This is a genomic window from Pedobacter cryophilus (assembly GCF_005116455.1).
GTDB lineage: Bacteria > Bacteroidota > Bacteroidia > Sphingobacteriales > Sphingobacteriaceae > Pseudopedobacter > Pseudopedobacter cryophilum.
The window spans coordinates 521,064-535,143 of record NZ_SWBP01000001.1; the positions used below are offsets into that span (position 1 = coordinate 521,064).

The 14,080-nt window shown below is 34.1% G+C and carries 14 protein-coding genes; 4 read left to right on the forward strand and 10 right to left on the reverse strand.

From position 1 onward, the window contains the following. Position 1: 1 nt before the first annotated feature. The gene (locus FA046_RS02200) at positions 2–1,456 is read right to left on the reverse strand and encodes a DUF6600 domain-containing protein (RefSeq protein WP_136824722.1); all 1,455 of its coding nucleotides are present in this window, start codon (positions 1,454–1,456) and stop codon (positions 2–4) included. 266 nt (positions 1,457–1,722) lie between these two features. On the opposite strand from FA046_RS02200, the gene FA046_RS02205 reads away from it, so the two are divergent. Both FA046_RS02205 and FA046_RS02210 read left to right on the forward strand, forming a co-directional pair. Further along, on the forward strand, positions 1,723–2,436 hold the full coding sequence (locus FA046_RS02205; protein ID WP_136824723.1) for an SAM-dependent methyltransferase: 714 nt from the start codon (positions 1,723–1,725) through the stop codon (positions 2,434–2,436). Then, entirely contained in the window at positions 2,433–3,494 is a 1,062-nt protein-coding gene (locus FA046_RS02210; RefSeq protein ID WP_136824724.1) for a hypothetical protein, read from the forward strand. The genes FA046_RS02205 and FA046_RS02210 overlap by 4 nt, the downstream gene beginning before the upstream one ends. On the opposite strand, the gene FA046_RS02215 is transcribed toward FA046_RS02210, so the two are convergent. The 7 genes from FA046_RS02215 to FA046_RS02245 all read right to left on the reverse strand — a co-directional run bounded on the left by FA046_RS02215 (position 3,491) and on the right by FA046_RS02245 (position 9,818). After that, entirely contained in the window at positions 3,491–3,682 is a 192-nt protein-coding gene (locus FA046_RS02215; RefSeq protein ID WP_136824725.1) for a hypothetical protein, read from the reverse strand. The two genes, FA046_RS02210 and FA046_RS02215, sit on opposite strands and share 4 nt — an antisense overlap. Before the next feature lie 5 nt (positions 3,683–3,687). Further along, positions 3,688–4,296, reverse strand: coding sequence for a tRNA-(ms[2]io[6]A)-hydroxylase (miaE, locus tag FA046_RS02220; RefSeq protein WP_205943590.1), 609 nt, complete (start codon positions 4,294–4,296; stop codon positions 3,688–3,690). A gap of 89 nt (positions 4,297–4,385) precedes the next feature. Then, positions 4,386–4,958 (reverse strand): nicotinate (nicotinamide) nucleotide adenylyltransferase, encoded by a 573-nt coding sequence (gene nadD / locus FA046_RS02225; protein WP_136824726.1) that lies wholly within the window; start codon positions 4,956–4,958, stop codon positions 4,386–4,388. Positions 4,959–4,968: 10 nt separating this feature from the next. Further along, entirely contained in the window at positions 4,969–7,461 is a 2,493-nt protein-coding gene (locus tag FA046_RS02230; RefSeq protein ID WP_136824727.1) for a mechanosensitive ion channel family protein, read from the reverse strand. A 41-nt stretch (positions 7,462–7,502) separates the two neighbouring features. Next, on the reverse strand, positions 7,503–8,081 hold the full coding sequence (gene gmk, locus FA046_RS02235) for a guanylate kinase (protein ID WP_136824728.1): 579 nt from the start codon (positions 8,079–8,081) through the stop codon (positions 7,503–7,505). A gap of 66 nt (positions 8,082–8,147) precedes the next feature. Further along, the gene (locus FA046_RS02240; protein WP_136824729.1) at positions 8,148–9,011 is read right to left on the reverse strand and encodes a YicC/YloC family endoribonuclease; all 864 of its coding nucleotides are present in this window, start codon (positions 9,009–9,011) and stop codon (positions 8,148–8,150) included. A 30-nt stretch (positions 9,012–9,041) separates the two neighbouring features. After that, positions 9,042–9,818 (reverse strand): lysophospholipid acyltransferase family protein, encoded by a 777-nt coding sequence (locus FA046_RS02245; RefSeq protein WP_136824730.1) that lies wholly within the window; start codon positions 9,816–9,818, stop codon positions 9,042–9,044. Between the two features lie 57 nt (positions 9,819–9,875). On the opposite strand from FA046_RS02245, the gene FA046_RS02250 reads away from it, so the two are divergent. Next, on the forward strand, positions 9,876–10,571 hold the full coding sequence (locus tag FA046_RS02250) for a carboxypeptidase-like regulatory domain-containing protein (protein ID WP_136824731.1): 696 nt from the start codon (positions 9,876–9,878) through the stop codon (positions 10,569–10,571). A gap of 66 nt (positions 10,572–10,637) precedes the next feature. Here FA046_RS02250 and gltX read toward each other — a convergent pair whose 3' ends face one another. Next, positions 10,638–12,152: a glutamate--tRNA ligase gene (gene gltX / locus FA046_RS02255; protein ID WP_136824732.1), complete on the reverse strand. Its 1,515-nt coding sequence runs from the start codon at positions 12,150–12,152 to the stop codon at positions 10,638–10,640. A 106-nt stretch (positions 12,153–12,258) separates the two neighbouring features. After that, complete coding sequence (locus FA046_RS02260; protein ID WP_136824733.1) at positions 12,259–13,272, reverse strand: dipeptide epimerase; 1,014 nt, start codon at positions 13,270–13,272, stop codon at positions 12,259–12,261. Positions 13,273–13,635: 363 nt separating this feature from the next. Between FA046_RS02260 and FA046_RS02265 the strand changes: the two genes are divergently transcribed. After that, positions 13,636–14,049 carry a hypothetical protein gene (locus tag FA046_RS02265; protein WP_136824734.1) on the forward strand — a complete coding sequence of 138 codons (414 nt, stop codon included), beginning with the start codon at positions 13,636–13,638 and terminating at the stop codon, positions 14,047–14,049. The last annotated feature ends 31 nt before the right edge of the window (positions 14,050–14,080 follow it).

The following is a 14,080-nucleotide window of genomic DNA, read 5'->3' on the forward strand; positions in this document are numbered from 1 at the left end:
TTTAATTGCCTCTATTACTTGGCCTGCTTGGTCTACTTTCACTAGTACTTCCTGATGATCTGGAATTCCCACTTTCACTTTTTGCAGGTGCTGATCGCTGACTTTCTACACTTCTGCTTGGTGCAGGCTGACTTCTTTCTGGCCTGCTGCTGGTTTCAGGTCTTGTTTCTTGCCTTTGTGGTGCTGAACTCCTGCTTTGATCTGCACTACCTTGCGAGGTTGGTCGTTCTGTTCTGGCTGGAACATCTGAGCGATTAGACCTGCCGGATGGTTGACCATTTGAAACATCAGGCCTTTGACTTCTACTTTCTGAAGTTCTAGAAGGTTGATTATTTCCATCAGGTTGAGTTCTTACATCAGGCCTTTGAGATCTGCTATCTGTAGCACTACCGCTCGGTCTTGAACTCCCGGTGTTTCCACTTGCATCTGGTCTTTGAGAACGATTATCAATTCCTCTATCTGTAGCGCTACCGCTTGGTCTTGAGCTTCCTGTATTTCCACTTGCATCAGGTCTTTGAGAACGATTATCAATTCCTCTATCTGTAGCACTACCGCTTGGTCTTGAGCTTCCTGTATTTCCACTTGCATCTGGTCTTTGAGTTCTTTGAGCAACAGATCCATTACCATTTCCATTTCTGTCAATAGAATTATCACTACTTCTACTCGGTCTTGCAGAACTGCTTGCAATAGATTTTGGAGCAGAGCTTCTATCGTCTTTTCTTACATCGGGCCTGTAAATGCTAATGGCATCTTTTTCCACTCTAGTAGAACCTGGTCTGATATTATCTGCTATGCGATAAACTGGTACATTTTGTCGGGTTGCTCTTCTAATATCATCAGCCCTTGGGCCACTATTATACCTTACGTTTCTGTTTACATATACATTATTAATAATAGTGGTATTGTTAAAGATGTAAACGTTACGCCTTGGTTCCCAATACCTGCTGTACGATGGATAATAAATGCACCTTTGTGGTATAAACACCCAATGATTATGAGGCGTATTATATCTTCTGCCAATATTAATGTTGATGTTAATTCTTGGTCCTAAAGGTGCCCATCCATAGTAACCACCACCGGTTCTCCAATCTACCCAAGCTGGGCCCCATTCTGTATCTGGTGTCCAAATCCAACCATCGTAATCATCATAAAACCATCTTCCGTAATGGAAAGGCGCCCATCCCCATTCATAATCAGAAACCCAAGTATTTCCATACTCTGTCATTGCCCATCTTCCGTTGGTATAATATGGCCTAAAATCGCTTCCAACATCTGGTCGCCAAACGTAACCATAATCAGGATTGTTAATCCAATCACCATAATAAGATAATTCATCATAAAAAACCTGTAAAGAAACGCTCCTGTTAGGGTACGCTTGTACCTTGTTAGAGCCTAAGCTTAGTAATAAGATAAATATTCCAAAAGCCGCTACTGTTTGATTGATTCTCCTGCTCATGTTTTTCTTCTTTTAAAAACTAAATATTCTGTTAAATAACGCTCTCAATATTATTTTTAATACTCTGCTATTCTTAAATTATGTAACATAATCGAAACACAATTTTGCATTTAAGCATATTTATAAATTATAATATTGATATAAGAACAAGTCTCAAATTAAATGAGTTCTATAAGTATAGACGATATCCATTTTAAAAAGGTGTCAACAAATTTTTAGATTTTACAATTTGAATTATTTTAAAACCAAATGGTTTACTTTGTAACATGATAAAAGGTACTTTATATCTGATTCCGGTGGTAATGGCCGAAGGAGCCGAGAGCAAATCTTTAACTCCTTACCTTCAGGCAACCATTAATCAAATCAAAGAATACATTGTTGAGAACGAAAAAACCGCTAGACGTTGTTTAAAAGAAGCCGGTTTACAAACCAAACAAAGCGAGCTTATTATTCATGATTATGGAAAACATCAGCGTGGCGGCAGTATAGCCGAGTATTTTGAAGGCTTAGAAGCCGGAAATGATGTTGGATTAATGAGTGAAGCTGGTTGCCCTGGAGTTGCTGACCCCGGTGCCGAAATTGTTGCAGAAGCGCACAAAAGGAATATAAAAGTTGTGCCTTTGGTGGGCCCGAGTTCTATTTTATTGGCTTTAATGGCTTCGGGTTTTAACGGACAAAGTTTTGCTTTTCATGGCTATTTACCCATTGATAAAATGGATAGATCTAAAAAAATTAAAGATTTGGAAGGTTTTGCCGAAAGATTTAAGCAAACCCAAATATTTATGGAAACGCCTTTTAGAAATAACCCTATGTTGGATGAAATTCTAAGAAGTTGTAGAAATGACACTAAATTATGTATTGCCAGCAATCTTACTGCTGCTGATGAGTTTGTACAAACTAAAACTATTGGCGATTGGAAAAAAGCACAACCAGATTTACATAAACAGCCTACTATTTTTGTTTTGTATAGAACACGATGAGAATTCCTTCTAGTTCATCAATTCTAATATCGGGGATAAACCCAGTTTCTTTAGCTTTTGCAAGTATTTTAAGTACTTGTGGGGTTAAAGTTTTAGTGGTTGATGAATGGAAACCAGTAGCATTTGGTATTGCAGAAATTACCCTAGATAATTATAGTTTTGAATTGCTACAGCACATTGGTTTTGAATTAGAAACCAATATGAAACCTAAAATTAATGCGGCTGATTTTGTTAAGCAAAGCCTAAAGGTTTTGGCAACTAATCTTTGTAGTGTGATTTGGGATACCCAGGTATCATCAAAACCAAAAGCATCTTCTCAAATTTATAGGTTAAAACACGAGAACGAAATTTTTGAACACCAAAGCCAATACTTTTATACTACACATGATTTGTTATCAAATCAAACTCAATCCATTTTAAATTTTAGAAATATTTTTGCTTTGGCCTGGCGCTTAATTGGTGTTTTAAACAACAATTTGGATCAAAAAATATTAGAATCTTACCCTAAAGAAGTAGACCTTTTAAAAGAACAATTTGATATTTTTAATAGTTCGAAAAAGCAATTTCATAAAGTAATTCAGCAATTATTTAGCTCAAAAAAGCGAGAACTTAATTTGGTTGACAGTAAAATTAGTTTGCATTTAAGTCAGCATAGAAATATTGAAGCTGGTGATTTACTCCCCGATTTAAATTTTTATGACGAGCAGCTTCAAACAGAATCCTCTCTTTATAAATGGTGTAACTATCGCCATTTTTCTGTTTTTATGTTTGGCTATTTAACACCCAGCCATCTGTTTACCATTGCTAAATGGCTACAGTTAAACTATGCTGTACAATTATTTTATTTGCCACCAAGCGAGAGAAATCAACCCGTTTTTGATACTTTTCAAATATTAACAGGAGAAAGAAAAACCTTGATTATTAGGCCTGATAGATACATTGGACTAATTAGCGATTCTATTGATATAGACATTATAGATAATTACCTCAAAAGCATTATCATGATGAAAGCAAAAGACCCTTTACAACCAAAAGAATCAAAAGGCCTAGATAATTAATGCAAAAGTCTTTTAATTAACATGATAATTAATAATAAAATTAACATGAAAATATACGCTAATGGCTTAGCAAAATTGAGTGTCCAGCCAAATAAAGAATTAGCTTTTGGAGCAATTAAATTCTCATCATCAGGGTTAAAATAAAATATTCCCCACTTATATTTAGATTGATCTGGTTTATTATCCATTTTAATTAGCCATGTATAGTTTCGGCTTTGCCGTAATTTTGTATCACTTTGCCTTCATAATCTAACCATTCTTGCCAGCGCTTTTCTACATCAATGCCTTCGCCGTATTTGCGGGCCAAACCAATAAAAAGGGTATAATGTGTGGCTTCAGAAATCATAAGCTCATGATAGAATTCTGATAGCTCTTTATCATCTACATACTCAGAAAGCACTTTAAATCTTTCGCAACTGCGGGCTTCAATCATGGCGGCTAATAAAAGCCTGTCAACCATGCTTTCTGTTCTTTTAGATTCGCCACCGCCACGTTTTAAAAATTTAATGAGTTCGTTTACGTAATTGTCTTTACGTTCTAAACCTAAAGTATAACCGCGTTTAATAATAATTGCATGCACTCGCTTAAAATGATCCATTTCCTCTTTTACCAATTCGGCCATTTCTTGAACCAGCTCAGCAATATTTGGGTTTTGAATAATTAGCGTAATGGCATTAGTCGCCGCTTTTTGCTCGCAATAAGCATGATCTGTTAATATTTCTTCGATGTTACTTTCTACTACGTTTTTTACCCAAAAAGGATCGGTAGGCAGTTGAAGTTTAAACATGGTTTTCTCGCTCATAGTGCAAAATTAACTTATTTGGACAAAATTTGTTTTCAAAAAGTATAATAGCTATTGATTTATAATTTTTTAGAAGAACACCCTCAATGCTACTTATACAAGCTTTTACTATCAATAAAATCAATCACTTTATCAGGAAGGAAGAATTGTACGTTTTTATCATCGGCAATGGCTTTTCTAATAAATGTAGAGGAAAGCTCCATTAAAGGTGTTTTGGTGATGGTAACAGACGAGTGGTTTTGTAATTCTTCATTCTCAAATCCTGGCCTTGGGTAAATATAAATGTGGTAATCTCTTAAAATCAATTCGTAATTTTTCCACTTCTTTAATGATTTTAAATTATCGGCACCCATAATTAAGATGAACTCATGTTCTGGATAAAGTTCTCTTAAATAAGTGAGCGTATCTATGGTGTAAGATGGCTGTGGAAGTTTTAATTCTACATCACTCACCACAATGTTTTCAGCTTCTTCAATGGCTAGTTTTGCCATCTCTAATCGGTCATAAACCTGTATTAAATCTTTTTTTTCTTTTAATGGATTATGAGGCGAAACTACTAACCAAACTTTATCTAAACTGGTGTGGTTTGCCATGTAGTTGGCAATAATTAAATGCCCAATATGGATGGGATTAAATGAACCGAAAAATAAACCAATTTTCATGTTTAGATCATTAAATTATTGGTTTAATCAACTCTGATTTGTCATCAACTTCTTTAGGTTGTTCCGACTTTTCATCTTTGAGAAAATTTTCTTTCAAATACACATTTACATCTCTTTGTGGGAACGGAATTTTAATTTCTTGCTTATAAAATTCCTCATAAATGGAACTCATTAAAATACTTCGCACTCGCAACCAATCATCAATATCACTTACCCAGCAAAGAACTTTAAAGTTTAGGGAACTATCGGCAAAATCATTCAATAGAATAAGTGGCGCAGGTATTTTCATTACCTCGGCATTAGCCTCTACAATATCTTTAAAAATGCTTTTCACTTTTTCTATATCTGTACCGTAAGCTACCCCAACCTCTAAAGATATTCTTTTGTGGTTATTACTTAATGTCCAGTTGATGAGGTTTTGCGAGAGTAAATCGCCGTTAGGCACAATTACTTCTGAGCCATCTAAAGTTAAAATTTTACTTGCCCTTAAACCCATAGAGCGAACCGTACCGGTTTTATCACCCACTTCAATTAAATCTCCAACCTGAATAGGTTTTTCAAACACCATCACCAAGCCAGATACCACATTGTTTACAATATTTTGCAACCCAAAACCAATACCTACTCCTAAAGCTCCTAAAATAATGGTTATTTTATCTGTCGGCACACCCGATGCGGCAATAGCGATTAAAAACCCTATAATCCAAATAGATAACCTTACCAATAAAAGAGAAGATCCGTATTTTACTTTTCGAGTTTTTTTAGACGATTGTTCATCGGCAAATTCAAAGAAATAACTGACTACCCTAGCTATTATAGTAGCAATATAAATAATGAATAGGAATAGGATAAACCCTCCAAAAGTAAATGAGGTGCTGCCAATTTTTCTAACCTCTAATAAAAATTCTTTGGTGGCATCATAAATATTATCAAAGATGCCTAGGTTTTGGGTGAAGAAGATAAAAAGCAACCCAAAAGACAAAAACCTTAAGAAATTACCAATTCTGTTTTTTAGGTTCTTAAAATCTAAATAAGATGAAATGGTATTGATTTGAATTTTACCCACTTCCATTTGTAAGTAAATAGCTTCGGTAATAATTTTCACAAAAATGAATAAGCTATAACCTTCTATTAAGGTGAAAATAGCTGTAGTAGTGGCAATTTTAGATAAGCTGTATCGCCCAAAAACATTAGTAACAAGTGATGATGCTAATAAAATAAAATAGATCACTAAAAGGTATTTTCCCCGGGTTTGATTCTCTTTTGGAATGCTTTGCCAATGCCTTTTATAATACCAAATAGAAAAAGTTAAGAGCATGGCAGTAAGTAAAAAGAAAACTAATCTTTCTGATACAAAAACTCCAAAATATAAATTTACAATGCTAAAGAAAAGCAGGAATGGAAATAGAAACAGCCAGCATTTGATGAATACTTTAGAGTAGATTTTTCTAATTAAAATACCTACGCAAACCATCAATACAATTAAATAAATCTGATTTAAAATAATAGGTGGGTGGTAGTAAAAAAACGGACCAATGGTACAGGTTACAGCTAAAGCCGCTACTTTGGGGTACCTTGAAGTAAGCATAGCCTGCTTAAAAATACTAATGGCTGACGGGTTATCCTTTAAAATGGTATTTCTATTTTTGGTTAACCACAACGCTATAAGAAGAAACAGAAAGAAATTGATGAGATGTACTTTGTAACTGTATTTTAAATAATAAGCTAATATTCTAAAATTAACAACTACTGTTCGTAGTAAAGTATCTTTAAGCTCACTAAAAAAATTTTCAGTTTTAAGCTCCCACAAATAATCATATTCCTTTGTAAAAGTCCTTACACTAAGTAGTTTTAAGCCTGTTTTTATTTGCTCATTAAACTCTATAGATTGCACTTGCGCTGCCGAAACCCTGCTTTGTAAAAATCCAATATTTAAAATGGCCTTGGTACTTAGGGAATCTAAACGAAACCATTTACTCCCTAAAGAATTTACCCTACTAAAAAACCGTTCTCGTAGAGCAGAATCGGCAGGTAAATTTTTAAAAGTAGAATCAGTAGTTAAGCCGCAAAGGGTTTCTTGCATGGCTATTAAAGAAGTATTGTAAATGGTCAATTCATTTTCCCATTTATCAAGCTGCTTTTGAGAAGTAGCAAAATAATCTTTAAACGTTGATAGGTACCTCAAAGTGATGGCGTTACCATCAAAAGAGTTGTTTTTTAACCTCAATTGCATGGCTTCAATCTCTGGCAAACCCGCACTAATTTCTAAGGTATCAAAGCCGTTATTAAGCTGCGTATTTATTTTGTTAAACTGATCTGCATAATAATCAACCCTTTGAATGAGGGCATTAAAAGAAGTATCGGCAGAGCCGACTGTGGTAGCAGAAGAGGTAGTGTTTTTGTTTTCTTTGCTGGTCTTAAAAATAGAATCTTTAAGATTTTGCCCATAGATTGGAGAACCTAAAATGTATAAAAACAATAACAGACAAAAACGTTTATACATTTTAAATGAACTTATTAGAAATTTAAATTAAAGAAAAATAATTAGTCTTTCTTATTCATAAAGTTTAAAACCAAATCTTCTGCTTGTGAGCAAGCGGTATGAAGATCATCATTTTTTAAAATCACATCAAATTTTGGGGCATAAGCCAATTCTTTGGCTGCCTTATTAATTCTTTCAATAATTTTTTCGTCAGAATCTGTACCTCTACCTTTCAACCGCTCTATTAAAACCTCTAAAGAAGGTGGTTGTACAAATATGGCCAAGGCATTTTCTTCATATTTCTTTTTAAGTCTTAAGCCACCTTCCACATCTAAATCAAAAATTACCGATTTCCCTTCGTTCCAAATTCTTTCTATTTCACTGTGTAAAGTGCCATAAAAAGTACCAGAATAAACTTCTTCAAACTCCACAAACTCATGCTTTGCCACTTTATGCAAAAACTCGTCTTTAGAGATAAAATAATAATCTTTATTGTGTTGCTCATCTCCCCGGGCCTGCCTGGTGGTTGCAGAAATAGAAAATGCAATTTTATCAGGAAATGTTTTTAACAGATGTTGTACTATGGTGGTTTTACCGGCACCCGATGGTGCAGAAAATATAATGAGTTTCCCTTTTTTCATTCTTAAAAGCTAATGCTTAAAGCTGAATCTTAAAGCCTTTTGCCTTAAGCCTTCTTACCTTAAGCCTTATAGTACGTTTAACAGTTGTTCTTTAATTTTTTCTAATTCTTCTTTCATCCCAACTACATAACGCTGAATGTTGGCATCGTTAGCTTTAGAACCCATGGTATTAATTTCTCTTCCAATTTCTTGGGATATGAAACCTAGTTTTTTGCCGTTGGCATCTTTATCCATTAGGGTTTCTACAAAGTAATTGCAATGGCTTTTTAGCCTTACTTTTTCTTCGGTAATATCTAATTTATCGATATAATAAATCAACTCTTGCTCTAACCTGTTTTGATCTACGTTTTCTGCCCCTACAGCAGTAGCAAGCATATTATTTAATTTTTCTTTTATAGCAGGCACACGGTTTGGCTCGTCTCTTTCTACTAAGCTCATTAAATGTAAAATGCCCTCTATTCTAGAAATTAAATCAATTTCTAAAACCCGACCTTCATCTGCTCTAAATTGTTGGAAATTTTTAATAGCTTGATAAAAAGTTTCTAGCATTTGTTTCCACTCGTCTTCAGAAACAGCGTTTTCATCATATTTTACCACTTCGGGTAAACTTACCGCTATTGACATTAAATCCCCACTGTTTTCTCCTAATTCTTGAGCAGCAGTTTTTAATTCGGTAAAATAATGCTTTAATAAATCTTTATTGATTGAGGCGGCTTTTGTACCTGCATCATTAGTTTCTGAAGTAACAGAAAGCATTACTTTTCCTCTTTCTATCAGTTTGCTACATTCGGTTCTTAAGAAAAACTCTTTGTCTGAAAACGCTTTGGGCAGTTTAATATTGAGTTCTAAAAATTTGCTGTTTAGCGATTTTATTTCTACGGTGTATTTTCCGTTATCGAGATCTTTGATACTGGACCCGTATCCCGTCATGGATTTAATCATTTGCAAAGATAAAATTTATCAAGCAATTAAAGGAGTGCTTTGGTTGATGCTTTTGTATTTGAGTAATTCAGCTTCCATTTGGTTATAAACCTGCTTTTTTAATTTTCCCATATCTTCTGTTTTTAAGCCTTTTACAGGGATAGCGTCAGAAAAAACGCAATGAATCAATCCTGGTTTTATTGCCGTAGCATCGCTTCTGGGCATTAATTCTTTGGTATTGATAATGGTTAATGGCATAATGGGTGTTTGTGTTTCAATAGCAATTCTAAAAGCGCCGTCATAAAAAGCCCCCAATAATTGGTCGCTTTTGTTCATGGTTCCTTCAGGGAAAATTAAAATAGATTGCCCTCTGGCTATTTCGGCTTTTAAATCTTTCACACATTTCTCTCGGCTTTCTCTAGAACTTCTATCTATTAAAACCACCAATTTTTTATAAATCATTCCGAAAATTGGAATTTTAACCATCTCTACTTTTCCTAATGGTTTAAAAGATTGTGGAATTACCCTTACTACTGCTAAGGAATCTAAATAAGAACTATGGTTTACTACAAAAATGTAAGGTTGATTTTTTTTAACCCATTGCTTTCCTACAACATGATACCTGTAGCCCATTAATAGGTTTACGCCTCCAGCCCAAATATTAAGAAAAATAGAAACAACATCTGTTGCTTTTTTACCGTTCAATAAAGCATAAGAAAGCAATATGAAGGGCATCATTAATAGCATAAATACAAAAAATGTAATTAAGCCCCAAAACAAGTAAAGAATGTTAAATAATCTTAAAATTGATTTCATTTTTGTTTGTTAAGCATTTCAACTGCTAATTTTAAGCATCTTTGTTAAAGCATCAAAATGTTAAAGCAGCTATTTTTAATAATTCTTCTTCTTTTTTTAAGCTCCCTCACTTTTGCTCAAGAAAAAATTACCCTAAAAGGTTTAATTTTTAAACGTGGAAGCAGCCAAAGGCTAAGTAATGTAAGCATTAAAAGCAAAGCTTCAAATACTTTAACTTATAGTGACGAATGGGGAAATTTCTCTATCCTAACTACTTTAGGAGATACTTTAGTTTTTCAAAAAGACGGTTTACAGGATTTTGAAAAAGTAATTATACAGCCTCAAAACTTAATTATTTATATGGCCGTTCCTTTATTATTAGAAGAAGTGGTGGTAAAAGAGAAAAGTAAAAAACTAGAGCAAAAAGAAATTTTAGATGGCTTTAGAAGTAAAGGTGTTTTTTATAACGGAAACCCGCCTTTATTGGTTTATATTTTTAGCCCGCTAACGGCTTTAAATGAATTGCTTGGTAAAGATGCCAACAACGCTAAACGTTTTGGAAATTACATAGAAAGAGAAAATGCCGAAAGTAATGTAGATGCACATTTTAATATCCAAATTATAAAAACAAGCGTAGCCATAAAAGATACCGAATTGGTAGAGTTTATGTATCTGTATAGACCCAAGCCAGAAGAGGTAATTTACAGAAACACTTATGACGATATGAACTATATCAAAAAAAGTTATCAGGCTTATCTTGCCAAAAAAAATTAACCCGTTTTAGCCAAAAAAAAGCCTCCTAACAACAATAGCTATGAGGCTTTTTTAATGATCAATTATTTATTTAAAAGCTTCAATTGCTTTTTCTATTCTATTAATAGTTTCTTCCTTGCCAATTTTTGTGGCTATATCAAAAACTTGGGGTCCAAATTTACCGCCTACCAACATAATTCTAAAAGGCAACATCAATTCTCCTACTTTAATATTTTTTTCGGTAGCTAAGGTTTTAAAGTTTTGTTCTAAAACGGCGCTGTTTTCAAAATTTCCCAACTTTAAATTTTGTATAAAAGCTTCAAAAAATTCTACTTTTTCTGTATTCCATTTAGGTTTCACTGCATTTATATCATAAGCTTGTGGTGCTTTAAAAAAGAATGCTGCTTGCTCGTAAAAATCGGGCAGTAAAATGCATCGTTCTTTTACCATATCAATAATACTTAATAGGTAATCCTCAGGAATATCAACAATTTCATGCTTCTCAAACACTTCTTTTACGTAAGGTAAAAGATAAGAAGCATCACTTCTTTTTATCCATTCGGCATTGTACCATTTGGCTTTTTCATAGTCAAATTTTGCTCCGCCTTTATGTATCCTGTCTAAAGAAAATTTAGATATCATTTCTTCTAAGCTGAATATTTCTTGGTCGGTTCCATCATTCCAACCTAACATGGCCAGCATATTTAAAAATGCTTCGGGTAAAAAACCTACATCTTTAAAACCATCGGCTTTTTCTTTAGTGATGGGATCAATCCAGTTAATGGCATAAACAGGAAAACCCAATCGTTGTCCATCACGTTTACTCAATTTACCATGCCCATCAGGCTTCAAAATTAATGGCAGATGCGCCCATTTTGGCATATCGTCTTCCCATCCTAAATACTTCCATAGTAAAATATGAACCGGAGAAGACGGCAGCCATTCCTCGCCTCTAAAGGCATGAGAAATTTTCATTAAATAATCATCTACCACAACCGCTAAATGATAAGTTGGCATTCCATCGGCTTTTAAAAGCACTTTATCATCTACTTCATTGCTGTTAAAACTCACATGCCCACGAATTAAATCAATAAAGGATATATTTTCATCAGATGGCATTTTTATTCTAATTACATGGGGAGCACCTTCTTTAATAAGGTTTTCTACCGCTTCATGCGGAATAGTTAAAGAATTTCTAAGCAGCTTTCTGGTTTGATGATCATACCTAAAGTTTTCTATCACCTGCCTTTTGCTTTCTAATTCTTCGGTAGTATCAAAAGCATAATAAGCATATCCGGCTTTTACCAGTTCTTCGGCGTATTTTCTATAATCGGCTTTTCTTTCGCTTTGGCGATAAGGACCAAAATTTCCTCCAACTTGCGGACTTTCGTCAGGGGTAATTCCGCACCATTTTAAGCAATTTACAATGTACTCTTCTGCACCTTCTACAAAACGGGCTTGGTCTGTATCTTCTATCCTTAATATAAATTCTCCCTTATTTTGTTTGGCAAAAAGGTAGTTGAACAAGATGGTTCTCACACCACCAATATGTAATCCTCCAGTTGGGCTGGGGGCAAATCTTACTCTTATTTTATTTTCCATATCACGTTAAATAAACTTGTCGCAAACAAAAACTATGCGAAATTTTGATTCACACAAAGTTAAGATTAAAGCTGAAAACACAGGATTGTGTTTTCTGAAATAAAAATTAAGTGATTCCTAAACCCGCTTTGGCTTCTAAAATATATTTACCACCAATAAATTTGGGTGTTTGATAAGGATTGTTGCTGGTTAAAAAAGGTCCGTCTAAATCGGCCCAATCACATAAAGGTGCTAATGCAGCACCGGCTAAAGTGGCTATACTGGTTTCACTCATGCAGCCAATTAAAACCTTTAAATGATGTTTTCTAGCTGCTTTTATCATTTTAAAAGCTTCATGCATTCCGGCAGATTTCATCAATTTAATATTAATACCGTGGTAAATACCTTCGGCTTTTTCTACATCGGCTAATCGTTGTACGGCTTCGTCTCCAACAGTGGGAATAGGACTATGCGCTGTCAGCCAAGCATTGCCTTCTATATCTTCTTTAGGCATAGGTTGTTCAATTAATAAAACGCCTTGTTCTTTAAGCCAATACGCCATTTCTAAGCCTTCATGTTTATCTGTCCAACCTTGGTTTGCATCTACATATAAAGGCAAATTGGTGACAGATCTAATGGTTTTTATCAATACTTTATCGGTGTTTCTACCCAATTTTATTTTCAACAATTTAAAATCATCAGCCAAAGCATCATTTATTTTTTTAATAATGATATCAGGCTCATCAATACCAATGGTGAAAGTGGTGAAAGGCATTTTATCGGGCGAAGACCCAAAAAATTCATAACAAGGTTGTTGAGCTATTTTTCCAGACAAATCATGTAAAGCAATATCAATTGCAGCTTTAATAGCGGGTTGCCCGGGTGCTAATTCATCTAAATAAGCCATAATTTCATCCATGTTAAATGGATAAGAAAAGGGAGATAAATTTACTTTTTTAAGAAACGCTGTTGCTGTTGCCAAGCTTTCGCCCATATAAGGCACCATAGAAGCCTCGCCTAAACCAATAAAACCTTCGTAATTAATCTCAATAAGCATTAAAGGGGTAGATGTGCGAGAGAATTTTGCAATAGTAAAAGGGTATTTTAATTCTAATTCGAAGGCTTTGTGGGTGATTTTCATTTTATGCTACGCTATTTGGTAAAGATGATCATTATCAGCGTTTAAATAAAGATCAAAAATATTTTGGGCGTGTCCTTACAGGTCGGGCTTTTTATTCATACGCCTTCAAGGCCTTACACATTGGCCTGTATCCATTTCAATCCCTCACGCAAACAAATTTTGTAGCCAGAAATTTTAAAATTTATTAAATACGAGAATTTAAAACTGACAGATTTATTTTAACAACATTTATTTTAATAAATAGCAACCTTTTAATTAATTGAGCGTAGAAATTGTGAAATCGGCACTCTCATGAAGATATTTTTACTTTCCATTTTACTTTTTTTCGTAAAAAGTATTTCTGCTCAAGTTGTTCAACGGCAAATGATTTCATCACTTGGCGTGAGTAAATCATTGTCTAATGGCTTAATGGTTAGTCAAACTATAGGGCAGCAAAGTATTACAGGCACTTCTTCAGGAGATAAATTTTTAATACAACAAGGTTTTCAGCAAGCTTTAATTTCTAAAATAGTTCCTGTTACTAGTTTTATGACTATACAAACTGCTGCTTTTCCTAATCCATTTGTAGACATTATCTGTTTTAAATTTTCTCAGCATCTTAAAGGAGATTTAACTGTTGCGGTTTATGATTATGTAGGAAGAGTTGCTTACAAAAAAGTATTTAACTCGCCAGGAGATGTCGTTAATGTGAACTTAGGTGTATTAACTCCGCAAAAATATGTTGTTAATTTAACTGCAACCAATTATTCTTACTCCACCATTATAGCCAAAGAATAACCTCCACCAAATTAACACTCATTCAAATCAT

Excerpts from the sequence above, each read along its gene's own strand:
- FA046_RS02200 (WP_136824722.1), bottom strand. The coding sequence starts at position 1,456 with ATGAGCAGGAGAATCAATCAAACAGTAGCGGCTTTTGGAATATTTATC.
- FA046_RS02205 (WP_136824723.1), top strand. The coding sequence starts at position 1,723 with ATGATAAAAGGTACTTTATATCTGATTCCGGTGGTAATGGCCGAAGGA.
- FA046_RS02210 (WP_136824724.1), top strand. The coding sequence starts at position 2,433 with ATGAGAATTCCTTCTAGTTCATCAATTCTAATATCGGGGATAAACCCA.
- FA046_RS02215 (WP_136824725.1), bottom strand. The coding sequence starts at position 3,682 with ATGGATAATAAACCAGATCAATCTAAATATAAGTGGGGAATATTTTAT.
- miaE (WP_205943590.1), bottom strand. The coding sequence starts at position 4,296 with ATGAGCGAGAAAACCATGTTTAAACTTCAACTGCCTACCGATCCTTTT.
- nadD (WP_136824726.1), bottom strand. The coding sequence starts at position 4,958 with ATGAAAATTGGTTTATTTTTCGGTTCATTTAATCCCATCCATATTGGG.
- FA046_RS02230 (WP_136824727.1), bottom strand. The coding sequence starts at position 7,461 with ATGTATAAACGTTTTTGTCTGTTATTGTTTTTATACATTTTAGGTTCT.
- gmk (WP_136824728.1), bottom strand. The coding sequence starts at position 8,081 with ATGAAAAAAGGGAAACTCATTATATTTTCTGCACCATCGGGTGCCGGT.
- FA046_RS02240 (WP_136824729.1), bottom strand. The coding sequence starts at position 9,011 with ATGACGGGATACGGGTCCAGTATCAAAGATCTCGATAACGGAAAATAC.
- FA046_RS02245 (WP_136824730.1), bottom strand. The coding sequence starts at position 9,818 with ATGAAATCAATTTTAAGATTATTTAACATTCTTTACTTGTTTTGGGGC.
- FA046_RS02250 (WP_136824731.1), top strand. The coding sequence starts at position 9,876 with ATGTTAAAGCAGCTATTTTTAATAATTCTTCTTCTTTTTTTAAGCTCC.
- gltX (WP_136824732.1), bottom strand. The coding sequence starts at position 12,152 with ATGGAAAATAAAATAAGAGTAAGATTTGCCCCCAGCCCAACTGGAGGA.
- FA046_RS02260 (WP_136824733.1), bottom strand. The coding sequence starts at position 13,272 with ATGAAAATCACCCACAAAGCCTTCGAATTAGAATTAAAATACCCTTTT.
- FA046_RS02265 (WP_136824734.1), top strand. The coding sequence starts at position 13,636 with ATGATTTCATCACTTGGCGTGAGTAAATCATTGTCTAATGGCTTAATG.